At 70.4% G+C, this 20,142-nt stretch carries 22 protein-coding genes; 10 read left to right on the top strand and 12 right to left on the bottom strand.

Annotated features, from left to right (window positions below):
• Positions 1-4: 4 nt before the first annotated feature.
• The 3 genes from NL115_RS12715 to NL115_RS12705 all read right to left on the bottom strand — a co-directional run bounded on the left by NL115_RS12715 (position 5) and on the right by NL115_RS12705 (position 2,070).
• Positions 5-673, bottom strand: a complete 669-nt coding sequence (locus NL115_RS12715) for a non-canonical purine NTP pyrophosphatase (protein WP_254829732.1) — start codon at positions 671-673, stop codon at positions 5-7.
• A 173-nt stretch (positions 674-846) separates the two neighbouring features.
• The gene (locus tag NL115_RS12710) at positions 847-1,197 is read right to left on the bottom strand and encodes a hypothetical protein (RefSeq protein ID WP_254829731.1); all 351 of its coding nucleotides are present in this window, start codon (positions 1,195-1,197) and stop codon (positions 847-849) included.
• A 252-nt stretch (positions 1,198-1,449) separates the two neighbouring features.
• Complete coding sequence (locus NL115_RS12705) at positions 1,450-2,070, bottom strand: alpha/beta hydrolase (protein ID WP_254829730.1); 621 nt, start codon at positions 2,068-2,070, stop codon at positions 1,450-1,452.
• Between the two features lie 113 nt (positions 2,071-2,183).
• On the opposite strand from NL115_RS12705, the gene NL115_RS12700 reads away from it, so the two are divergent.
• A complete protein-coding gene (locus NL115_RS12700) occupies positions 2,184-2,876 on the top strand; it encodes a methyltransferase domain-containing protein (protein WP_254829729.1) in 693 nt (230 codons plus the stop codon).
• Between the two features lie 117 nt (positions 2,877-2,993).
• Here the strand turns inward: NL115_RS12700 and NL115_RS12695 are convergent, their stop codons facing one another.
• Together NL115_RS12695 and NL115_RS12690 are read right to left on the bottom strand one after the other, a co-directional pair.
• The gene (locus tag NL115_RS12695) at positions 2,994-3,470 is read right to left on the bottom strand and encodes an archaellin/type IV pilin N-terminal domain-containing protein (RefSeq protein ID WP_254829728.1); all 477 of its coding nucleotides are present in this window, start codon (positions 3,468-3,470) and stop codon (positions 2,994-2,996) included.
• A gap of 51 nt (positions 3,471-3,521) precedes the next feature.
• The gene (locus NL115_RS12690) at positions 3,522-4,919 is read right to left on the bottom strand and encodes a DUF7096 domain-containing protein (RefSeq protein WP_254829727.1); all 1,398 of its coding nucleotides are present in this window, start codon (positions 4,917-4,919) and stop codon (positions 3,522-3,524) included.
• A gap of 178 nt (positions 4,920-5,097) precedes the next feature.
• On the opposite strand from NL115_RS12690, the gene NL115_RS12685 reads away from it, so the two are divergent.
• The 3 genes from NL115_RS12685 to NL115_RS12675 all read left to right on the top strand — a co-directional run bounded on the left by NL115_RS12685 (position 5,098) and on the right by NL115_RS12675 (position 8,244).
• Positions 5,098-6,339, top strand: coding sequence for a helix-turn-helix transcriptional regulator (locus NL115_RS12685; RefSeq protein ID WP_254829726.1), 1,242 nt, complete (start codon positions 5,098-5,100; stop codon positions 6,337-6,339).
• A 145-nt stretch (positions 6,340-6,484) separates the two neighbouring features.
• Positions 6,485-7,279: an electron transfer flavoprotein subunit beta/FixA family protein gene (locus tag NL115_RS12680; protein WP_254829725.1), complete on the top strand. Its 795-nt coding sequence runs from the start codon at positions 6,485-6,487 to the stop codon at positions 7,277-7,279.
• The gene (locus tag NL115_RS12675) at positions 7,276-8,244 is read left to right on the top strand and encodes an electron transfer flavoprotein subunit alpha/FixB family protein (RefSeq protein ID WP_254829724.1); all 969 of its coding nucleotides are present in this window, start codon (positions 7,276-7,278) and stop codon (positions 8,242-8,244) included. Before NL115_RS12680 ends, NL115_RS12675 begins: the two co-directional genes overlap by 4 nt.
• A 146-nt stretch (positions 8,245-8,390) precedes the next feature.
• Here the strand turns inward: NL115_RS12675 and NL115_RS12670 are convergent, their stop codons facing one another.
• On the bottom strand, positions 8,391-8,714 hold the full coding sequence (locus tag NL115_RS12670; RefSeq protein ID WP_254829723.1) for a hypothetical protein: 324 nt from the start codon (positions 8,712-8,714) through the stop codon (positions 8,391-8,393).
• 176 nt (positions 8,715-8,890) lie between these two features.
• Here NL115_RS12670 and NL115_RS12665 point away from each other — a divergent pair, with 176 nt between their 5' ends.
• Complete coding sequence (locus NL115_RS12665; RefSeq protein WP_254829722.1) at positions 8,891-9,745, top strand: polyprenyl synthetase family protein; 855 nt, start codon at positions 8,891-8,893, stop codon at positions 9,743-9,745.
• A 14-nt stretch (positions 9,746-9,759) separates the two neighbouring features.
• Here the strand turns inward: NL115_RS12665 and NL115_RS12660 are convergent, their stop codons facing one another.
• Positions 9,760-10,470 (bottom strand): 5-formyltetrahydrofolate cyclo-ligase, encoded by a 711-nt coding sequence (locus NL115_RS12660; protein ID WP_254829721.1) that lies wholly within the window; start codon positions 10,468-10,470, stop codon positions 9,760-9,762.
• Positions 10,471-10,574: 104 nt separating this feature from the next.
• Between NL115_RS12660 and rtcA the strand changes: the two genes are divergently transcribed.
• The gene (gene rtcA, locus NL115_RS12655; protein ID WP_254829720.1) at positions 10,575-11,621 is read left to right on the top strand and encodes an RNA 3'-terminal phosphate cyclase; all 1,047 of its coding nucleotides are present in this window, start codon (positions 10,575-10,577) and stop codon (positions 11,619-11,621) included.
• An 8-nt stretch (positions 11,622-11,629) separates the two neighbouring features.
• Here the strand turns inward: rtcA and NL115_RS12650 are convergent, their stop codons facing one another.
• Together NL115_RS12650 and NL115_RS12645 are read right to left on the bottom strand one after the other, a co-directional pair.
• Positions 11,630-12,340, bottom strand: coding sequence for a MogA/MoaB family molybdenum cofactor biosynthesis protein (locus NL115_RS12650; RefSeq protein ID WP_254829719.1), 711 nt, complete (start codon positions 12,338-12,340; stop codon positions 11,630-11,632).
• A gap of 129 nt (positions 12,341-12,469) precedes the next feature.
• Positions 12,470-12,874, bottom strand: a complete 405-nt coding sequence (locus NL115_RS12645; RefSeq protein WP_254829718.1) for a DUF7979 domain-containing protein — start codon at positions 12,872-12,874, stop codon at positions 12,470-12,472.
• A 106-nt stretch (positions 12,875-12,980) separates the two neighbouring features.
• Between NL115_RS12645 and NL115_RS12640 the strand changes: the two genes are divergently transcribed.
• Both NL115_RS12640 and NL115_RS12635 read left to right on the top strand, forming a co-directional pair.
• Positions 12,981-14,054 carry a zinc-binding dehydrogenase gene (locus NL115_RS12640; protein WP_254829717.1) on the top strand — a complete coding sequence of 358 codons (1,074 nt, stop codon included), beginning with the start codon at positions 12,981-12,983 and terminating at the stop codon, positions 14,052-14,054.
• 67 nt (positions 14,055-14,121) lie between these two features.
• Positions 14,122-14,640: a hypothetical protein gene (locus tag NL115_RS12635; RefSeq protein ID WP_254829716.1), complete on the top strand. Its 519-nt coding sequence runs from the start codon at positions 14,122-14,124 to the stop codon at positions 14,638-14,640.
• Here the strand turns inward: NL115_RS12635 and NL115_RS12630 are convergent.
• From NL115_RS12630 to NL115_RS12620, 3 genes are all read right to left on the bottom strand, one after another.
• The gene (locus NL115_RS12630; RefSeq protein WP_254829715.1) at positions 14,637-15,809 is read right to left on the bottom strand and encodes a DUF7118 family protein; all 1,173 of its coding nucleotides are present in this window, start codon (positions 15,807-15,809) and stop codon (positions 14,637-14,639) included. The genes NL115_RS12635 and NL115_RS12630 overlap by 4 nt on opposite strands.
• Positions 15,809-16,231, bottom strand: coding sequence for a phosphoribosyl-AMP cyclohydrolase (gene hisI / locus NL115_RS12625; protein WP_254829714.1), 423 nt, complete (start codon positions 16,229-16,231; stop codon positions 15,809-15,811). Before hisI ends, NL115_RS12630 begins: the two co-directional genes overlap by 1 nt.
• 78 nt (positions 16,232-16,309) lie before the next feature.
• Positions 16,310-17,380, bottom strand: coding sequence for an A24 family peptidase (locus tag NL115_RS12620; RefSeq protein ID WP_254829713.1), 1,071 nt, complete (start codon positions 17,378-17,380; stop codon positions 16,310-16,312).
• 234 nt (positions 17,381-17,614) lie between these two features.
• On the opposite strand from NL115_RS12620, the gene NL115_RS12615 reads away from it, so the two are divergent.
• Together NL115_RS12615 and NL115_RS12610 are read left to right on the top strand one after the other, a co-directional pair.
• A complete protein-coding gene (locus tag NL115_RS12615; RefSeq protein WP_254829712.1) occupies positions 17,615-18,745 on the top strand; it encodes a thiamine pyrophosphate-dependent enzyme in 1,131 nt (376 codons plus the stop codon).
• A 67-nt stretch (positions 18,746-18,812) separates the two neighbouring features.
• Positions 18,813-20,123 carry a HEAT repeat domain-containing protein gene (locus NL115_RS12610; RefSeq protein ID WP_254829711.1) on the top strand — a complete coding sequence of 437 codons (1,311 nt, stop codon included), beginning with the start codon at positions 18,813-18,815 and terminating at the stop codon, positions 20,121-20,123.
• Positions 20,124-20,142 lie beyond the last annotated feature (19 nt).

Here is a 20,142-nt window from a genome sequence, read left to right as displayed (position 1 = left end):
GGAGTTACCGCCCGGCGAACCAGTCGGCGAACTTCGCGAGCGCCCGCCCCCGGTGCGAGACGGCGTTCTTCTCGGTCGCGTCCATCTCCGCGAAGGTCGTCCCATCGTGCTCGAAGATAGGGTCGTAGCCGAACCCGCCGTCACCGCGTGGCTCGACGATTCGGCCCGGAACGGCGCCCTCGAACAGCTTCACGGGGAGGCCGACGCTCCCGTCGGCGCCGGCGACCTGCGCGTCCGTGGTCGCGGTATCGCGGTCCTCGGCCGCGAGGTCCTGCCCACGGCGCTCGCCACGGTCGACGGGGTCGGGCGTCGCGGCGAAGTCGTCGCCGTCGCAGTAGCCGATGACGCACCGGAACGCCGCGCGGGCGACCTCCCCGTCGGCGACGGCCTCGCGGGCGACCCGGCCCGTCAGCTCCACGCCGAGCGTTCCCTCGACGTACGAGGAGTACGGTCCCGGGAACCCGTCGAGCGCTTCCACGAACAGGCCGGCGTCGTCGACGATGACCGGCTCACCGGCGTGGCGATACGCCTCGCGAGCACCGTGGGCCGCGATGGGCCCCAGTTCGGGGGCCTGCACCTCGGCGTAGTCGTAGTCCAGGGCCGACACGTCGTCGAGATACTCCTCGGCCTCCCGGACCTTCCCGGGGTTGGTCGTCACGTATCGAAGAGTCATACCCGCCGGTCGGGACGGTCGGAGGGTAGTGGTGTCGGTTCCGGACGTGTGCGGCCTGTGCCTCGTGCGACAACGCAGCGGCGCGGAAGACGATACGGACACGGGTGGAGCACGGTAGCTGGTAGCCGCAGTCCCGTCTCGGGCCGCGTACCCGGTCGTCGAGGTGGCGGTACCTAAGACAACTGGATACTGCCGGTTATCCCCGGGATGTCCGCCGCGACGTCGACCACGATGTTACTCATCGTAGGGTTCTCGATTATCAGACCGTAATTCCCGGGGTTGACTGGGAAGCTGTTTTCCACCCTCGTGACGTTCTTGTGTGTCGCATTGGTGTACGAACCGAAATTGTACCCTTGCTGGTAGTTCTGGAGTTCGGTCTCATCGACGATGTACACGCTGACACCCGCCCCCGAACGGACGATAACCTCGTAGTCGATGTTCCCCGACGAGGAAACGTTGAACGACGACGTGAGGCCGTAGTTCGGGATGATCGTACTCCTCGCGTACTCCCCATTCCAGTCCATGGGATGAGAACCCGACGAAAAATAATATTTTTTGTGATATCTTGGCGATGAAGGATGCTGAACGGCCCCCGACGATTCGCCGGACGCCGCCGGATACCCGGTCGCTCTGGAACCGACCATCACGGCCAAGAGACACTCCACGTCGTCGAATCGGGCCGGTACGGTCAGAACTCGGCCGTTTAGTCCGGGCAGAACCCGGCGCTGTCGTGCCCGGGTCGGTTCTGTCTGTCAGGCAGTCGCACCTGAGACGTCTCAGCGCCGGGCCAGCAGGAACTCGGCGGCGTGGCTCGCGGCCTTGTCGGCCTGCCCGACGAAGTGGTGGTCGGCACTCATCTCCACGAGGCCGAGCCCCAGCTCGCGGGCGCGCTCGACGACCGGCTCCCAGTTCGCGGTCGTGTCCCGGCTCCCGTAGACGATGCGGACGGGCGCGACGATGTCGCCCAGCGCCTCGGGGACCGGGCGCTCCACGCCGCCGGTGATGCCGGCGCCCGGCGCGAGTGCCACGACGGCCTGCAGGTCCCGCCCGTCGGCGGCGTCGGCCGCAGCAGCGAGCAGCGCGACGGCACCGCCGAAGGAGTAGCCGAACAGCCCCACACGGTCGTCGCCGAAGCGGTCGCGAGCCCACCGACAGGCCTGCTGTACGTCGGTTCGCTCGCCCCGGCCCTCGTCCCAGTCGCCGTAATCGAACCGGAGACAGGCGACACCCTGGCTCGTCAGGGCGTCCGAGAGCGCCCGCAGGCGCGCGTCGGTGCGCTTGCCGCCGTACTGCGGATGCGGCGGACACGCGACGACGCAGGCCGTCGCCTCGCCGTCGGGCGTGTCGAGCGTCCCACGCACGTCGCGCCCGCCCGGGACCAGCACGTCCTCGCTCATGGCTCGGTGGTGGCAGGGCGCGGGGTTAGTTCCCGCGGTCGGGCGACCGTGTCGGAGCCGGCACGGCCCCGGAAGCAGGGGAATTATGCCCGCTGGGACCCAACACGAGGGTAATGGGACTCCTCGAGAACAAGGCGCGTGCGCGGTTCTTCTACAAGTACCTCTCGAAGGTGTACGACGAGATCAACCCGTTCATCTGGAACGAGGAGATGCGCAACGAGGCGCTGGAGCTGTTCGGCGTCGACGAGGGCGACCGCGTGCTGGACGTCGGCTGTGGCACCGGCTTCGCCACGGAGGGACTGCTGGAGTACACGGAGGACGTCTACGGCCTCGACCAGTCGGAACACCAGCTCGAGAAGGCCTACGCGAAGTTCGGCAAGCGCGGCCAGGTGAAGTTCCACCGCGGCGACGCCGAACGCCTCCCGTTCAAGGACGACTCGTTCGATGCGCTCTGGTCCTCGGGGAGCATCGAGTACTGGCCGAACCCGGTCGACGCGCTGGAGGAGTTCCGCCGCGTCGTGAAGCCGGGCGGCCCGGTGCTGGTCGTCGGCCCGAACTACCCCAACTCGTCGGTCTTCCAGAAGCTCGCCGACGCCATCATGCTGTTCTACGACGAGGCCGAGGCCGACCGGATGTTCGCCGAGGCCGGCTACGAGGAGTTCCACCACGTCACGATGGGGCCCGACTACAACCCCGAGATCGCCATCACGACCCTCGCCCACGTTCCCGGTGGCGCCGAGACGGACGTGACCGAGGACGCCACCGACGCCGAGACCGACCCCGTCGACGCGTCGGCCGACGACTGACGCCCCGACAACCGGCATTCATCGGCGAAAACTTTCCTTCACCACCCAATAATTTGTTAATTGAAGATGCTACATCACAGGGTCGTACATTGAGAGCATAAAATGGATATATTCGAATCATCCCGCAGTCGTGTGTACTCGCACGACCACGTGGTCGCCGGCCGTAACCGTGACTCCCACCCGGGCGTCGGATGTGAGTCCGGGTCGGTTCGTCCCTGCGAGCCGGACGGCTGCGGACTCGCCGGCGGACCAGTAGGGGTCGGCAGCGCTGTTGAACGGCCCTGTCGGGCCGGCGCGGAACCCCCGCGCGGCGAAGAACGGAACCGGCGGCTGGTAGGCCAGCGGCTCGCCGTCCACGGTGATGTGGACATCGAGGTCCCGCACATCCAGGCGGTCGCCGCCGCCGTGGACACAGGTCACGCGGTCCGTGGCGGCGTCGGCCCGGCAATCGAGTGTGGCACGTGGCGGTGGCTCCGCAGGGACGGCCCCGGACAGGACGGCACTCCCGACGACGGCGGCGAGGCTGACGGTGACGGCCACGAGCAGGACGGACCCGAGGACGGGTGACACGGCGCGGTCGGGACGCGGCGGCACGGGACGTCTGGTTCCGGCATCCGACAAGAAGCTACGGGGCGGGTGTCCGACTCAGCCCGTCGGCGCGCCGTCGCTGAAGACGGTCGTCGAGACGTTCGCCCCCTCGGAGGCGACGGTGACCGTCGCGGTCGGTCCGGGGGCGACGACCCAGCGCTCCCCCTCGATGTCGGTCGTTCCAACGCGCTCGCCGTTGACGAGGACGGTTGCCTGAATCGGTTCCCCCGTGGCTGCGTTCGTCACCGTCACGCGCATCGGGCCGCCGGTTCTGGTCCGCTCGACGGCGAGGCGGACGCCGTCGGAGGTGTTCTCGTCGGCGAACACCGTCGGCACGGCGGAGAGGTCCTTGTACTGGATCTCGCGGAAGACATCCCGGGTCCCACCGTCGAGGAACGTGATGAGGTCGTACGTCCGGCTCGTCCCGTGGGGATGCCCGACACGGACGGAGTAGACGCCGGCTTTGTAGAGGAACGGCTCGCCGGTGAACGTCCCGATGGAGGTGCCGCCCTGGTTCTCGAAGGCCCAGGGGTAGAGTGCTGCAGCCTGGTCCCTGGCGGCCTCGAGTTTCTCACCGCTCTGCCCGAACCGGTCGGTTCCATCGGGGTCGCGAGCCGACGGGACGTACGCCTCCCGGAGGTACTCCTGCGTGAAGGGGCCGCGGTCGATGGTGGCGAGGATGACGCCCTGGCTGGAGGTCTCGATGTAGACCCGCGTCGGCGGCTGGTCCCCGTACATGGACGCCGCGACCTGGGCACGGACGGGGCCTTCGAGCGACAGCAGACGGACCTTCTGGGCCGCGATACGGCGCTCGGAGACCGGCTGTCCGACCGCCGAGCTGTACGTGTGCAGGAGGTTGACAGCCTCACGGAGTGACCCTGCAGCCCGGTCGATAGCGGCCAGCTCGCGCAGATACGACCGGGCGGAGATGGCATCGCTGTTGTACCGTTCGAGTGCACGGCTCTCGCGACGCTCGAGGGCGGTGATGCGGGCGTCCAGCCGGTCGGCACTGCGTTCGACGACGCGCTGGCGCTCCGTTCGATTGTCGCCGACATCGGTGAACGACGACCGGAGCCAGGTCGTCTCGTAGGTCGAGTGCGTCGAACCGCCGTCGGTCGCGACGGCACCGCCCACGTCGAACGTGGCCGTCCCGAACTGGCGGGTCTCCAGGTCCGCCGCGAGCGTCAGATACGCGGTCGTGTTCCGCTCGGAGCGGACCGGCTCGCGGAGGGCTGCCGGCAGCCGCGCGTCGGCAGCACGCGTGTCGGCGTAGTCACCACCGGCGACCGTCTGAGGCGCATCCGACGGTGGGGCCGGCGCCGGGGTCGGGACGGACGGAGTGGCGGAGGTCCCGCCGACAGCGGGGAGTCCCGCGACGGGAGCGAGCACCAGCGCGGCCGCGAGCACCAGCGTGGCCGCGATAGCAGGCGCGTGGAGGGAACGGGGACCGCTCATGTCACACCCCTCCGACCCAGGGAGTAAAAAGTCGTCCGTCGCGTCCGAGGGGAAGCCCGCGGCACCGACAACGGCGACACGAGACGGGTGCAGCAGGCCTGAGACGTTTCATCCGGCGCGGAGACGTTTCATTCCCCGATGGAAAGCGTTTTCCCCACTCCACCGCCACCCGCACCGTATGCGGGCGAGGTCGTGTGCCGCCCTCCAGCCGACGCTTGCCCTCGCCGTCCTCGCCGCGATGGTCGTTGTCGCTGCGACCGCCCCGGCCACGGCGACAGCACCGGCTCCTGCGAGCCCCGTCCTGGACACCGATTCGGCCGATATCGCCGCGGTCCAGTCGGAGACGCCACCCCGCGACGGGACCACGCTCGTCGTACAGCTCCAGCCGAACGGGGACGCACGATGGTCGGTCGTGACGGCGTTCGACCTCGAGAACGAGAGCGACCGCGCCGCCTTCGAAGACCTCGCGCGCCGATACGAACGCGGTGACGCGGATGTCGGATTCGATGTCACGACGTTCCGGCGCGCCAACCGCGAAGCCAACGCGACGGTCAACCGGTCGATGTCCATCCGGGCGGTCGAGCGGAACGCCACAGTCGTCGAACGGGAGAACGGGACCGCGGCCGGGCACCTCACGTTGAACTTCACCTGGACCGGCTTCGCACGGGGGACTGACGACCGACTCCGGTTCGGCTCCGCGTTCAACACGAGCGAGGGGACGTGGCTCCCCGGGCTGGCGGCCGGACAGACGCTCGAGATCCGTCCCCCACGGGGATACGGGGTCTTCACGGCGACGACCACCCCGCGGGCCGGCGTTCTCCGGTGGGAGGGCCCGGCGACCTTCGAACCCGGGGACGTGGCGGCGACCTACGAGCGCAACGGGGCTCCGACGCCGACAGCCACGCCGACACCCGGCTCGCCGACGCCGACAGCCACGCCGACACCCGGCTCGCCGCTCCCCGCCGAGCTGCTCGTCGTCGGCGGAATCGGCGGGCTGCTTCTGGTCGGTGCCGTGCTGCTCGTGCTCCAGCGACGGCGTGACGACGACAGCCCCGCACCGGCGGGGTCGGAGAGTGGAAACGATGGCGGCGCGGCCGGCGATACCGAGACAGGTGCTGGGGACGGAGCGGGAGCGGCCGGCGGCGGTGCTGCCGCCGCTGAAGACGCGGAGGCACCGGACGACACCGAGACGGACACGGAGCTTCTCAGCGACGAGGAGCGGGTCGAGCGGTTGCTCGAACGCAACGGCGGGCGGATGAAACAGGCCAACATCGTCTCCGAAACGGGCTGGTCGAACGCGAAGGTGTCCCAGCTGCTGTCCGCGATGGACGAGGCGGACCGCATCGACAAGCTCCGTATCGGCCGGGAGAACCTCATCAGCCTTCCCGGTGAGGACGTGACCGAACTGGACGAGGAGTGACAGCCCGGGCGAATCTTGCCGACACCGTGGGGCGTGGCGATCGGAATCAGCTTGAACAGCCCTCATATCGCCGGCCAACGGCGACGCTGCTCGGGCCGTTCGGAAACGTTTATTCACCAACGACTGCTGGGTTGTAACGACTAGCATGAAGATACTCGTCACCGTGAAAGAGGTGGCCGAGGTCGAGGACGAGTTCCAGATCTCTGGACTCGACGTCGACGAGAGCTACCTCGAGTACGACCTCAACGAGTGGGACGACTACGCCGTAGAGGAGGCCGTCCAGACCAGTGAGGAGAACGACGACGTGGAAGTGGTGACGGTCACCATCGGGCCCGAGCGGTCCGAGGAGACCATCCGGATGGCGCTCGCGAAAGGCGCGGACCGGGCCATCCGTGTCTGGGACGATTCCCTTGCGGGCGCAGACTACCTCTCCGTCGAGGCCAAGGCCGAGCTGCTGGCCGCGGTCGCCGAGGAGGAAGAGCCCGACCTCATCTTCTCCGGCGTCCAGGCAGCCGACGACTCCAACGGCGCGACCGGTGTCGCGCTGGCGAACAAGCTGGACATGGAGTGGGCCGCCGTCGTCAATACGCTCGACCTCGACATCGAGGGCGGCGTGGCACACGTCCACCGCGAGCTGGAGGGTGGCATCGAGGAGCTGACAGACGTGCAGACGCCCGCCGTCCTCACCATCCAGTCCGGTATCAACGAGCCGCGCTACGCGAGTCTGCGCGGCATCCGCCAGGCCCAGCAGAAGCCCCTCGACGTCCAGGAGCTGGGCGACCTGGGGCTCGACGAGTCGACGCTGGAGTCCGACGTCTCCCGCACGTCGATGTACGAGCCCGAGTCCGAGAGCGACGCCACCCTCTGGGAGGGCTCGCCCGAGGAGACCGCGGGCGAGCTGGCTGACTTCCTCCGTGATAAGGGGGTGGTCGAGGGATGACGGTCCTCGCGATTACGGAGCACCGGCGCGGCGAGCTCCGCGACGTCTCCTACGAGGTCATCACCGCCGGGCGCGAGCTGGCGGACGAACTCGGTGGCGAACTCCACCTCGGTGTTATCTCCGGTGACGTGGACTCGTTCGCCGACGACCTGAACCGTGACGGTGTCGACGCTATCCACACCGTCGACCACGGCGAGGAGTTCAACCACGACGTCTACGCGCAGGCCATCCCGCAGCTGTACGAGGCAAGCGGCGCGGACGTGCTGCTCATGCCGAACACGGTCAACGGGCTCGACTACGCCCCGGCCGTGGCCGACGACCTCGACCTCCCGCTCGTGACCGACGCCATCGCGCTCGACGGCGGCGACACGACAGAGGTCACCCGCGAGCAGTACGGTGGCAAGGTCGAGACGACGTACGACGTCGAGGCCGACCAGTACGCTCTCACCGTCCGGCCGGCCGAATGGCCCCAGGCCGAGGGTGACGGCGACGCCGAGGTCGGTGCCGTCGATGTCGACATCGACGAGGACGCCATCGGCTCCGAGGTCACCGGCTTCGAGGAGGTCGGCGGCGGCGACGTCGACATCACCGAGGCCGACGTGCTCGTCTCCATCGGCCGTGGTATCGAGGAGGAGGAGAACCTCGTCCTCGTCGAGGAACTCGCCGAGACGCTCGGCGCGACGCTCTCCTCGTCCCGGCCCATCGTGGACAACGGCTGGCTGCCGAAGAACCGGCAGGTCGGCCAGTCCGGCAAGGTCGTCACGCCGGACGTCTACATCGCTATCGGCATCTCCGGCGCCGTCCAGCACGTCGCCGGCATGAAGGGCGCCGACACCATCGTCGCCATCAACACGGACCCGAACGCACCCATCTACGACCTCGCCGACTACGGCATCGTCGACGACCTGTTCGACGTCGTCCCCGAGCTCATCGAGGAGTTCGGCGGCGAGGCGCCGAACCTGTAGCCGGTCACCGTCCCACTCGTTCCTTTCTTTCGCCGCCCGACTAGCGGTGGCACTGGCAGGAAGGTCACGCACGGGCCGCGGTCCCGCGTATCGGGGCCGCGTGTCGAGGAGAACTGCTCGCAGCAACAGATGGCGTCGGCCTCGCCTCAGTCGGCAGTGTGGGCCGTCCGCCGCGAGGTCCGCGGCTCCGGGGGCGTCCGCCACAGCGACCGCATGGGCGGGACCAGTCCGCCGGTCACGAGAATGACACCGGCAAGCGGCGCGGCGGCCGGGAGCGTCCCGGCGATGACGAGCGACGAGAGGAAGAACGCGGCGACGGCGGGCATGACCGTCATCGGTGCGAGTCGTCGAGCGGCGCCTCGCGACCTGCCGCCGCGCAGCCAGGCGACGACCGCGACCGAGAGGAAGACCGCCGCGGCGAGGATGCCGGTGACGGCGGCCGCGAGCACGATGGGCTGGAACGTGAACATACCCGAACGGAAGGGGGCGATGGGGGAGTGTCTTGACACTAGATACGTAGCCTGGCGAGGTACCGGGATGCTCCGGGTAAACGACCCCCGTGGTTGGACCGCGGAGCGGGAGGCGGTACCCGAGCGGGTGCCCGACTCCGTCACGTACTTCCGGGCTCCGGGCCTCTCTTCTGGTGATGGAGTATCTGGAACGTCGGCGGAGCCTGGTCGAGGACCGGCTGGAGGCCGTCCTCGATGGGGTGGAGCCGTCGGCGCTGGCCGACCAGGTCCGGCACGTCTCGCTGTCGGGGGGCAAGCGTGTCCGCCCCACCCTGACGATGCTCGCCTGCGAGGCCGCCGGCGGCGACCCGCTGGCCGAGGACTCGGTCGCCGTGGACTTCGCCGTCGGGGTCGAACTCGTCCACAACGCCTCGCTCGTCGTCGACGACATCATCGACGAGTCGGACCTGCGCCGGGGGGAGACCGCCGCCCACGTCGCGTTCGGCCACGGCCCGGCCATCATCGCCTCCGACGGCCTGCTGGGCGAGGCCTTCGACCTGTTCTCCGCGGACGAGCACGCGATGCAGATAGTGGCCGAGGCGATGGTGGAGCTGGGGATGGGCGAGGCCACCGAACTCGTCGCGATACCGAGCGACGAAGCGGAGTACATGGACCTCGCACGCCGGAAGACGGGCGCGCTGTTCCGCGCGGCCGCCGAACTCGGCGCGGTCGCAGCCGACGCCGACCCCTACCGCGTCGAGGCGTTCGGCGAGTACGCCGAACGGGTCGGCGTCGCCTTCCAGATCCGCGACGACGTGCTGGACGAGACGGCCGACCCCGAGGAACTCGGCAAGCCCACGGGGCAGGACGCCGAGATGGAGCGCCCCTCCATCGTCCAGGTGACCGACCTCTCGCCCGCGCAGGCCAACCAGCGCGCCCGGGACGAATCCGACGCCGCGCTCGCCGCGCTCGACACCGCGACCCATCGGGACTCCCGCGCGGTCGACTACCTGCGCGACCTCGCGGAGTTCGTCGTCGTCCGGGAGAAGTAGCCGCCCGTCCGGTATCAGTCGCTACCGTCCCGGAACCGCCCGAGTACGGGCATCTCATCGATATCTGTCTCCGAGAGCAACGACCAGTCGATACCCCTCGGCTTCCCCACGCTCCCCGTCTCCACCGTCCGCTCGGGCGTGACGACGAGGTCCAGCGGCACGTCGTGGGCGTCGGTCGCCCAGTCCTCCTCGCGCACCTGCAACTCGTGGACAGTCGTCGCAACGGGCGTTCCATCGTCCACCAGCCCCAGTTCCCGTAGCACGGCCCACTCCAGGTCGCTGAATCCCTCGCCCTTGCCGACCCGTGCGCCCGACTCGGAGACGGCGACGCTCCCCGAGACGACGAGGTCGATGTCGGGCATCGCGTCGGGGGGGACCTGCCGGCCGTGCTCGCCGATGCCGCTGACGGTCGTGGCTGCGTCGTAATCATCCAGCGCGTCGGGGTCGAGTTCGAGGAAGCACCGCTCGTCACGCAACCGCGGGACCGCCATGTAGACGGTCTTGCCCGCCCGGAGCGCGGCCCGGCGGACCGGAAGCTGGGGGGCGTCCGGGTTCGCCTTCACCGTCTCGGCCGTGCGCCACGCGTCGGTCTCGGCGAGGCGCTCGGCCGCTCGGTCGGCACCCGCGAAATTGGGGATGCGACCATGCGGCGGGAACGGGAACCGGGCCGCTCCCTCGTCCTCGAGGGCGTCCCACACCCGCTTGCGGAGTGACTGCTTGTCCATGCCCCGTCTTCGACCGGGAGCGACGAGTGCCTGCCGACCGCGACCCGTGGGAGCCCGTGACGGGCCACCGCAGGGTTGAGGCCGGGCGGGCGCCCACGGCCGGTATGCTCGACCTCGACGGGAGCGCTGGCGGCGGTCAGCTCCTCCGGACGGCGCTCGCACTCTCGGCGGTCACCGGCCGTGCATTCGAGATGACCGGCATCCGAGGGGACCGCCCGGAACCGGGGCTCAAATCACAGCACCTCGCCGCGGTCGAGGCCGTCGCGGCCGCCTGCGACGCCGAGGTGACGGACGCAGAATACGGCTCGGAGGCGCTGACGTTCGAGCCCGGACCCGTCCACCCGGGGGAGTACGAGGTGGATATCGGGACGGCGGGGAGTGTGCTGCTGGTGTTCGATGCACTCGTACCGCTCTCGGCTGCCCTCGACGAGGGCGAGGACCTCGTCGTGCGTGCAACCGGCGGCACGGACGTGAAGTGGGCCCCCACGACCGACCACTACCGGCAGGTGAAGCTCCCGCTCGCACGCCGCGCCGGCCTCGATGCCCGCGTAGCCGTCTCGCGGCACGGGTTCTACCCAGCCGGCGGCGGCGAGGCCAGTTTCCGACTCGGGAGCGCCGACCTCCAGCCGCTCGAACTCCGGGACATCGGACCGACCGAGCGGCTCGACGTCCACGCCGTCGCGGCGGAGCCCCTCGTGGATGCCGATGTGGCCGAGCGGGGCGCCCGGGCGGCCCGCCAGTCGCTCCGCGACCTGACCCCGCTCCCGGTCGGAACCCACCCCGAGTACGTCGAGACCGACTCCCCGGGCGCCGTCCTGACGGTGGTGGCCCACGGCACGGACGGCCGGGCCGGCTTCACGGGCCTCGGGGAGAAGGGCAAACCGATGGAGGAGGTGGCCGGCGATGCCGTCGGCGCGTTCGACCGATTCCGGCGGGCGGGCGGGACGGCCGAGGAGGGGCCGGCCGTCGACAGCCATACGGCCGACCAGCTCGCGGTGGTGCTGGCGCTGGCCGGCGGCCGCCTGACGACCCGCCGGCTCACCGACCACCTGCGGACGAACCGCGACCTCGTGGCAGCGTTCGGCGGCGGCCTGGAACTCGCGGGCGGTGACCCGGCCGTCGTTCGCTGTGACGACCCGCTCGACATCTGACGGCCGACTCAGGCCGTCTCGTCGTCCTCGTCCCCGTTCTCCTCGTCGTCTTCCTCGTCGCGCCGGGCCAGCCCGGACAGGTGGGGCGCCTCTGGGACGATTATCTCCTCGGTCCCGAGCCGTGCGGCGTTCTCGCTCCCGGGGATACAGAAAACGGGGACGCCGCGCGCGATGCCCGCGAGCGCGCGCGTTCCGACAACTCGCGTCCCGACCTCGTCGTAGGAGAGCCGCCGGAACAGCTCCCCGAACCCCGGCAACTCCGTCCGGAGGACCGGCCGCACGGCGTCGATGGTCACGTCGTCCGGCGTGACCCCCGTCCCACCGGTGGTGACGACCGTGTTCACGTCCTCGCGCGCGACCAGCCGGTCGACCGTCGACTGGATGCCATCGAGGTCGTCGTTGACGAGTTCGCGGACCGCGACCTCGTGTCCCGCATCCTCGAACGCCGCCACGATGGCGTCGCCCGCGGGGTCGTCCTTCACGCTCCGCGACGAGGAGACGGTGACCACGCCGACAGAGAGGGCCTCGATGTCGTGGGCGTGGTGGTCGTCGTGGTCGTGTGAGTGCCCGTGGTCGTCGTGGTCGTCGTGGTCGTGTGAGTGCCCGTGGTCGTCGTGGTCGTCGTGGTCGTGTGAGTGCCCGTGGTCGTCGTGGTCGTGTCCGTCGTGGCTGCCATGGCTGTGGTCGGGTTCGTGGTCGGCATCGGCGTCATCGGTCATGGCCCGTCGTTCGACCCGGCGGTAGGTTAGTGTGCGGGGACCGGAAGCGCCGAGCGGAGATATTTCTGCGGAATCCATCGGATTCCGAGCGAAGTCAGTATGTTCCCGAGGAATTCTGCTGGTACGTCATCAGCTCCCGTACTTCGCCACGCCGGCACCGACGAGCAGGAGCGCCGCACCGCCGAGGAGCGGGACCCGGACGCCGTCGCGGCCGGGGTCACCGCACGAGGACTCCTCGCTGACCGCGACCACGTAGTCGGTGCCCTCGTAGGGGACGACCAGTGCCTCGGTGAACACGCCACGCTGGACGAGCGCCTGGCGGGCGCCCCGGACCTGGTCGAACACCCGCTGCTGGTCGTCCGTGAGGTTCGCGTACGCGACGCGGGTGAGGTCCGCGGGCGGGTCCTCGACGGGCGTCACCGAGAGGCCGGCGACCGTCCGGCAGTTCTGGGCGTCGACGTAGGTGGCCGCGCCGGCGCCCATCGCGACGAGGCCGACGAGGAGGACCGCCACACCCAGATACGAGGTCCGCATTCGTGGGCGATAGCCCCGAGGCGGATATGGGTCTTGCGTCGAGCGGCGCCGACGGACGGCTTCCGCCACCGCTACCGTTTTGCCCGAGCCCTCCGACGTCCGGTCTATGAAGGCAGTCTATTACGAGGAGCACGGCGACACCGACGTCATCCAGTACGACGAGCTGCCGGACCCCGAGGTCGGCCGCGACGAGTGTCTGGTCGAGATGAAGGCGGGGGGCCTGAACCACCTCGACGTCTGGACCCGGCGCGGGATGCCGAGCCCCGGCGAGTTCCCACACATCCCCGGGAGCGACGGCGCGGGCGTCGTCCAGGAGGTTGGCGAGGACGTGACCCGGTTCGAGGCAGGCGACCGCGTGGCCGTCGCGCCCGCCACCTCCTGTGGCACGTGCGAGTTCTGCCGGGACGGCGACTACTCGCTGTGTGAGAACTTCATGCTCATCGGCGAGCACACGACCGGCGTCCACTCGGAGCTGTCGGCGCTGCACGAGGACAACCTCGTCCCCATCCCCGACGACGTCAGCTTCGTCCGGGCGGCGGCCGCGCCGCTCGTCTTCCAGACCGCGTGGCGGATGCTCACCACGCGCGCCGAGGTTCAGCAGGGCGAGAACGTCCTCGTCCACGGCGCCTCCGGCGGCGTGGGCCACGCCGCGGTCCAGATCGCCGCCAACGCCGGCGCCGAGGTGTGGGCCACCGCGTCCAGCGACGCGAAACTCGAACTGGCCGCCGAGTGTGGCGCCGACCACCTCATCAACTACGACGAGGACGACTTCGTGAGCGCTATCAAGGGCGACACCGACGGCCGCGGCGCGGACGTGGTAGTCGACCACATCGGCGCGGCGACGTGGCAGGACTCCATCACGGCCTGCACGCAGGGTGCGCGCCTCGTCACCTGCGGCGCGACGACCGGCCCGAACCCGGAGACGGACATCACCCAGATATTCTGGAAGCAGCTGGACATCATGGGCTCGACGATGGGCACGCCTGGCGAGATGGACGACGTCCTCTCGCTGGTGTGGGACGGCACGCTCACGCCGTACGTCCGCGACGTGCTGCCGATGAGCGAGACCGACCGCGCCCACGAGATGCTGCAGGACCGCGAGGGCTTCGGGAGTGTGGTGGTGGTCCCCGACGACGAGTACGAGGCGGGCACGTACGAGGACGTGACCGGCAGCGTCTGAGGCCGGAGAACACGACAGCCCGGCCGCGACCGGAACCCTCCTTGCGCCGCCCCCCGAATCGACGGCCATGCGACGACGGGCAGCGCTCCGGGCGCTCGGCGCGGCGGCACTCGGCACGACGACGGCTCTGAGCGGCTGCCTGAGCACGCTCGGCGTGACACAGACGGGCCTGGTCCGCGCGAAGTCCATCGTCGTCGAGACCGAGAACGGCCGCGGCCGCATCGCCTACGACGCCATCGACGAGGCCCGGACCATCGCCCGGGGCCACCGGAACGACTTCCAGCAGGACGGGCCACTCATCGTCTCCCAGCCACTCGGCGAGGCGCTGAACCGCCAGTACGCCGCCGTCGACTACCTCGTCCGGCACGACTGCGCGCCCGACGCCGAAGGCGCGGGCGGCTGCGGCGAGGCGAGCCTCACACGCGGTGATTTCAACAGCGTCCGGCTCGGCGACACCGCCGAACTGTTCTACCGGGAAGGGAACGTCGCACGCGTCCTGAGCGTCTCCCGTGGCGACCGGACGCCGACCGACGTGCGGACGGCGAGTCCGACCGCTCGCGGTAGCAACACTGCCACCGACAGCTAGGTCCGGCGGTCCTCCAGCGGCGGGTGCTCGTCCAGCGCGCTGACGAGCAGGTCCCGCGCCTCGCGCGCCGCGGCGAGGTCGGCCTCCACTGCGCCGTTCCGTAGGCGCTCGCGCTCGCGCTCGCCCAGTTCAGCGCGCGCGACGGCGGCCGTCTGCAGGCGGCCGTACTCGGCGTCGTGGGTCAGCTCCCGGACCACCCGAAGTGCCGCAACCACGTCCTCCGGGGCGAACCGGCGGACGACCGATTCGGCCGCGTCGGCCCACCAGCGCAGCTCCTCGGCGGCCGGCGGCGGCCAGCCCACCGTCAGCGACCCGGCGTCGAGCCGGTCGAGATAGGTCTCGTTGGCGGCCACGCACCGCTGGAACGCCGCCGGGTCGTCGACGTAGTGGCTCAGTTTCGAGTTCGAGTAACCCGCGTACTCCAGCAGTTTCGTCACCGACTCCTCACCCACCTCGTGCTCGTGGACGTACTCCAGCAGGCGGCTGGGCGGGCGACGGGCGTCCAACAGCGGCTCGTCGGCCGCCGCAGCGAGGACGTCGAGCGTCTCCCGCGCCGGTGCGTCCCGCCGGAGGTCGGTGAACGCCTCGCGGACGGCGCCGTCGTACGTCTCGATGGGGTCGCGCAGGCGCTCGACCGACGCGCCCAGGTCCGCCTCGCCCCACTCGAGCGTCTGTTCGAGGTCCGCGATGCGCGTCTCGATGGTCTCCAGTCGCTGTGCGACCGCGTATCGGGCGTCGCTGTAGCGCTGGCGGACGTCCTGCCAGTCCTGGTACAGCTGCGCCAGTTCGCGGGCGGGCTGGAGGTCCTCGCGCGCCTGTTCGAAGTGCTTCTCCTTCAGGCGAGAGCGCTGGAACGTCTCGTCGGCGGCCTCGAACGCGTCCCGGGCGGGCAGGTCCTCGGGCAGGTCAGCGACGAACTCGACGAACGTGTCCTGGAACTCCACGTACCCCTGGAAATCGTCGTAGTCGGTGGCACGGTCCTCGTAGCGCTCGAACAGCCGGTCGACCTGCTCGCACGCGCCCGCGACGCGGTCGAGTGCGTCGACGCCGTACTCGTCGACACGCTCGCGGAGGCGCTCGAACTCCGTGTCGGCCGCGTCGAGGTCCGCGATGAGGGACTCGGCGCGCTCGTCACCGTCACCGGCCGTTCTCGACGTCGTGTCGGCCATCAGTCCTCGTCGTCCCCGTCGTCGTCGGTCTCGTCGTACACACTGTCCGGGTCGAAGACACGCTCGCCGACCTGTTCGCCGTCGAGGGTCCGGTAGAAACAGCTCTCGAAGCCGGTGTGGCAGGCGCCGCCCTCCTGTTCGACGCGGTAGAGGAGGGCGTCACCGTCGCAGTCCACCCGGACCTCGCGCACACGCTGGACGTGGCCGCTGGAGCCGCCCTTCTTCCAGAGTTCGTCGCGCGACCGGGAGTGGTAGTGGGCGTAGCCCGTCTCGCGGGTGGCGGCCAGGGCCTCCTCGTCGACATAGGCCAGCATCAGCACCGCGCCGCTCTCGGCGTCCTGGGCGACGGCGGGGACCAGCCCGTCGTCGCCGAAATCCAGGTCGACGGCGAGGTCGGTCGCCACGGACTCGGTCTCGCTCATGCCCGGAGCGAGGCCCGTCCCGAGGATAGGTCTTTTCGTGGGCGCGGGGCAGGGTCGACCAGAGGCGAGCGCCTCGGCTCACCCCAGCCCGAGCAGCAGGAACAGCACGTCCCCGACGACGAGCGAGACGAGCAGCCCCCCGAACATGGGGACGACGAACGGGATGCCCGGCGACACCCACACCCGCTCGCACTCGGCGTCCGAGAGGAGGTCGAGCGCCTCGCGGATGTCGACCGCCGTCGCGCCGTAGGCGTAGCCCACGTCGTCGAGGAACGTCGCCGCACCCCACTCGTCGACCCGGCGGACGGCCGGCTTGGTGGGCTCGTCCGTCGTCGGCACGCGAGGGACGGGCGGGGCGTCGGCCGGTTGTCCCCCATCGGTCACCGCCTCGCCCTCCGCGACGGAGCCGCTGGTCGGGTCGCCACGCGCGTCGGGCGCCGGAACCGAGTCGGGGTCGCGGAACGTCCCCGGGTCGTTCCGGACCGCCGACAGCGTCGTCCCGCGCCAGCGGAGGTACATCCGGAGCGTATCGAGGTCCAGCCCGCCGCGGTCGAAGCCGTCGGGCGTCTCCAGCAGCCGGCCGTACGTCTCCCCGAGCGTGCCAACGCTGACGGGTCGGCCGATGAACATCGGAAGCGCGAACCGGCCCTGAACGGCGTTCCCGGCGGCCAGCACGAGCGGATAGGCCAGCCCCGCCAGCACCGTGTTCGTGAGGATGGTGAGCGAGAACACGCCCAGCGTCGCGCGGTGGTCGGGGATGGTGCCGAACCCGAGCGGGAGCGCGTAGTCGGGATACGCCGGGAAACACAGCGAGAGCGTCATGATGGCCTTCGCGTCCGCGCCGCCGAACGCGCCCAGCCGCCAGAACAGGTAGCCCAGCGCCCCGACCAGCCCGAGCGACAGACCGGTGCGGAACAGCAGCCGCTCCCCGGAGAACGAGGTCAGCCCGACGCGCGAGAAGTCGAGCAACAGCGCCACGACGCCGATGACGACGAGCGGGGCCCACAGGCGCCCGTCGACCCGCCGGGTCCGGATGTCGCGGTAGGCGGCGTAGCCGAACGCCGGCACGAGCAGCAGCCGGAGCAGGTCCGCCACCGTCCCGTAAGCGGTCCGTGGCGGCACCAGCTGGGCGATATCGGACCCGAACACTGCCCGACGGTGGCTCCGGCACCGGATTAAGGCTGCCGGCTTCTTCGAACCCCGAGGCCGGACAGCGGCGCTGTCGTTTCCAGTACATCGTGAATGTACGCTAACAGAACCACCATTTCAGAGCCAGATGGGCACATTGAGATGGAGTTTCCAGAATTTTATATTTGATTCGTCAGTTGGGAGAAAACAGTACCCACCACAACGGCTAACCACGTCCCCCGACAGGGGGTGTGCATGTACCGCGTCATCGGGGAGCGGTCGCTCGCGGACACCTCGCTCGACGCCGACGACGTGCGTGCCCTCCTCCGCGACGTCATCCGTGCCCGCGTCTTCGACGAGCGGGCGCTCTCGCTCCAGCGCCGGGGCTGGATGTCCGGCTACCCGCCCTACCGGGGGCAGGAGGGGTCGCAGGTGGCGGCCGCCCACGCCATGCGCGGCGAGGACTGGCTGTTCCCGACCTACCGGACGAACGCGATGGCGCTCGCCCGCGGGGTTCCGATGAGCGACGTCCTCCTGTTCCGGCGCGGCTACCCGGAGTTCGTCTCCGACCACGAGGTTCGGCTCTTCCCGCAGGCGGTTCCCATCGCCACGCAGTTACCCCACGCCGTCGGCTTCGGGATGGCCATCGACTACCGGAACGCCGTCGCACCGGACCCACCGCGAGACGACCGGACGCGCGACGGGGCAGTGGCCGCCGGCCTCGTGGACCCCACCGACGGCCCGACCGACGAGGCGGTCGTCGCGTACCTGGGCGACGGCGCCACCTCCGAGGGCGACACCCACGAGGCGATGAACGTCGCGGGCGTGTTCGGCGCCCCGGTGCTGTTCCTCTGTGAGAACAACGGCTGGGCCATCTCGACGCCGCGCGAACGCCAGACCGCCGCCGACAGCATCGCGAAACGGGCCGAGGCGTACGGCTTCGCGGGCCGGCAGGTCGACGGGACGGACCCGCTGGCGGTCCACGAGGTCGTCGCGGAGGCGCTCGCGAGCGTGCGCGACGGCGAACCGATGCTGGTCGAGTCGCTCGTCCACCGGCACGGCCCGCACACGACCAGCGACGACCCCTCGCGCTACGAGGACCGCGCGGCGGTGGCCGAGTGGCGCACGCACGACCCGCTGGAGCGACTCACCGAGTTCGCCCGCGAGCGGGACATCGCGGACGAGGCGTTCGTCGAGTCGGCCCACGACCGGGCCGAGCACGAGGCCGACGAGGCCGTCGCGACCGCCGAGGCGACCGCGCCGCCCGCGGTCGCGGACCTGTTCGACCACTCGTACGCCGACCCGCCGCCACGGGTCCGCGCACAGCGCGCGTGGCTCCGCGAGCGCGCCGACGAAATCGAACCGGGCGGCCCGGCGTGGGAGTGACCCGCCCGTGCCACGCCACACCGTCCCACCGACAGTTACACTTCGGGGCCCCCCGTATCGGGGGTGAATGGGAGTGCCGAACGACCGTGTCACGGCGCTGCTCGAGGGCGAGACCGTCGAGCAACGCCGGGAGGCGGCGTCCCGGCTGGTCGAGACGACGACCGGGAACCCGGGACTCGTGGCCCCAGCCCTCGACCGGATCGTCGGTGCGCTGACCGACCGCGACGACCGCATCCGAACGGCGGCCGCACGTATCTGTTTCGAGGTCGGCACCCACGACCCGACCGTTATCGAGCCGCTGCTGGACGACCTTCTGGAGGGTCTGGACGACCCCGTGGCCAGCGTCCGCGCGAACGTCGCCCGCCCCATCGCGGAGGTCATCGTCCGGGACCCGGCGGCCCACCACTCGACGGCGGCCACGCTTCGAAACCGGCTCGACGACGAGTCCGAGAGCGTCCGCCACAGCGTCGCGTGGGCGCTGGAGTGGCTCGCCACCCGCCACCCGACGGTCGTCCCGGCGGCCCGGCTGACCGACCTCCTCACGGACGAGCACCCGCCGGTCCGCAAGCACGCCGCACGCCTCTGTGCCCTCGTCCCGCACGCGGACGGAACGCGACACGAGCGACTGGTCGACCTGCTGAGCGACGAGTCCATCCCCGTCCGCCGGGCCGCCTGCCTCGCGCTGGGCGCGGCTGACCGGCTCGATTCTGGGGCTGGCTCGCGGTCGGTGCTGGCACAGGTCGCCCGGACGGACCTGAACGAGGGCGTCCGGCGGGCCGCCCGGCGTGCGGTCAGGGAATCCGTCTACGAGTCGGCCACACCGGTGGCGGACCCCGCACCCGACGCGAGCGCGCTGGCGGCCGTTCTGGTGACCGGCGAGCGCGCACTCGGGCGCTGGGTCCGTGTCAACGACCCGGACGTCACCGTCCGGGGCGGCCGGTTCCGCGGAACCGTGGAGGCCGTCGACTCGCTGAAAGGCGTCATCACCCTCCGGAACGAGCCGGTCGGCTACACGCTGGAACTCCGCCGCAGCAGCGACGGCTGGACCGGAACCTACGAGGGTGCAGAACGAACCGGGACACTGGACCTCCGCCCGACCACCGCCCGGAAGCTGGACACCGCCCGGACGCCGCTGCGCTACGTGGTCGAGGGGGACCGTCTCGGGTTCGAGGTGGAGGGAACGCCACACTCCATCGAGGTGACCGACCGTGACACGGAGACCGGGCGGCTCCGTGGGGAGAACTGGATGCAGGGCTACACCGTCGAGTTCCGCCCGGAGACGACCGGCCCGGTGCGGGCGCTGTTCGAGCGTGGCCGGGCTTTCGAGGCGACGGATATCGCGTTGTTGACGGAAGCAGGGAGCAGCCTCGAGGAGTAGGAAGCGAATCGGGGGGCGC

It is taken from the genome of Haloglomus salinum (assembly GCF_024298825.1).
Classification (GTDB): Archaea; Halobacteriota; Halobacteria; order Halobacteriales; family Haloarculaceae; genus Haloglomus; species Haloglomus salinum.
Note: the sequence above shows the minus strand (reverse complement) of the source record. Positions and strands in the feature narration are given on the sequence as shown.

What these genes read in the sequence shown, in the direction of transcription:
- NL115_RS12660 (WP_254829721.1), bottom strand. Translation starts at nt 10,470, where the DNA reads ATGGACAAGCAGTCACTCCGCAAGCGGGTGTGGGACGCCCTCGAGGAC.
- NL115_RS12715 (WP_254829732.1), bottom strand. Translation starts at nt 673, where the DNA reads ATGACTCTTCGATACGTGACGACCAACCCCGGGAAGGTCCGGGAGGCC.
- NL115_RS12640 (WP_254829717.1), top strand. Translation starts at nt 12,981, where the DNA reads ATGAAGGCAGTCTATTACGAGGAGCACGGCGACACCGACGTCATCCAG.
- NL115_RS12685 (WP_254829726.1), top strand. Translation starts at nt 5,098, where the DNA reads ATGCGGGCGAGGTCGTGTGCCGCCCTCCAGCCGACGCTTGCCCTCGCC.
- NL115_RS12675 (WP_254829724.1), top strand. Translation starts at nt 7,276, where the DNA reads ATGACGGTCCTCGCGATTACGGAGCACCGGCGCGGCGAGCTCCGCGAC.
- NL115_RS12610 (WP_254829711.1), top strand. Translation starts at nt 18,813, where the DNA reads ATGGGAGTGCCGAACGACCGTGTCACGGCGCTGCTCGAGGGCGAGACC.
- NL115_RS12705 (WP_254829730.1), bottom strand. Translation starts at nt 2,070, where the DNA reads ATGAGCGAGGACGTGCTGGTCCCGGGCGGGCGCGACGTGCGTGGGACG.
- NL115_RS12710 (WP_254829731.1), bottom strand. Translation starts at nt 1,197, where the DNA reads ATGGACTGGAATGGGGAGTACGCGAGGAGTACGATCATCCCGAACTAC.
- NL115_RS12665 (WP_254829722.1), top strand. Translation starts at nt 8,891, where the DNA reads ATGGAGTATCTGGAACGTCGGCGGAGCCTGGTCGAGGACCGGCTGGAG.
- NL115_RS12680 (WP_254829725.1), top strand. Translation starts at nt 6,485, where the DNA reads ATGAAGATACTCGTCACCGTGAAAGAGGTGGCCGAGGTCGAGGACGAG.
- hisI (WP_254829714.1), bottom strand. Translation starts at nt 16,231, where the DNA reads ATGAGCGAGACCGAGTCCGTGGCGACCGACCTCGCCGTCGACCTGGAT.
- NL115_RS12635 (WP_254829716.1), top strand. Translation starts at nt 14,122, where the DNA reads ATGCGACGACGGGCAGCGCTCCGGGCGCTCGGCGCGGCGGCACTCGGC.
- NL115_RS12650 (WP_254829719.1), bottom strand. Translation starts at nt 12,340, where the DNA reads ATGACCGATGACGCCGATGCCGACCACGAACCCGACCACAGCCATGGC.
- rtcA (WP_254829720.1), top strand. Translation starts at nt 10,575, where the DNA reads ATGCTCGACCTCGACGGGAGCGCTGGCGGCGGTCAGCTCCTCCGGACG.
- NL115_RS12645 (WP_254829718.1), bottom strand. Translation starts at nt 12,874, where the DNA reads ATGCGGACCTCGTATCTGGGTGTGGCGGTCCTCCTCGTCGGCCTCGTC.
- NL115_RS12670 (WP_254829723.1), bottom strand. Translation starts at nt 8,714, where the DNA reads ATGTTCACGTTCCAGCCCATCGTGCTCGCGGCCGCCGTCACCGGCATC.
- NL115_RS12700 (WP_254829729.1), top strand. Translation starts at nt 2,184, where the DNA reads ATGGGACTCCTCGAGAACAAGGCGCGTGCGCGGTTCTTCTACAAGTAC.
- NL115_RS12630 (WP_254829715.1), bottom strand. Translation starts at nt 15,809, where the DNA reads ATGGCCGACACGACGTCGAGAACGGCCGGTGACGGTGACGAGCGCGCC.
- NL115_RS12690 (WP_254829727.1), bottom strand. Translation starts at nt 4,919, where the DNA reads ATGAGCGGTCCCCGTTCCCTCCACGCGCCTGCTATCGCGGCCACGCTG.
- NL115_RS12615 (WP_254829712.1), top strand. Translation starts at nt 17,615, where the DNA reads ATGTACCGCGTCATCGGGGAGCGGTCGCTCGCGGACACCTCGCTCGAC.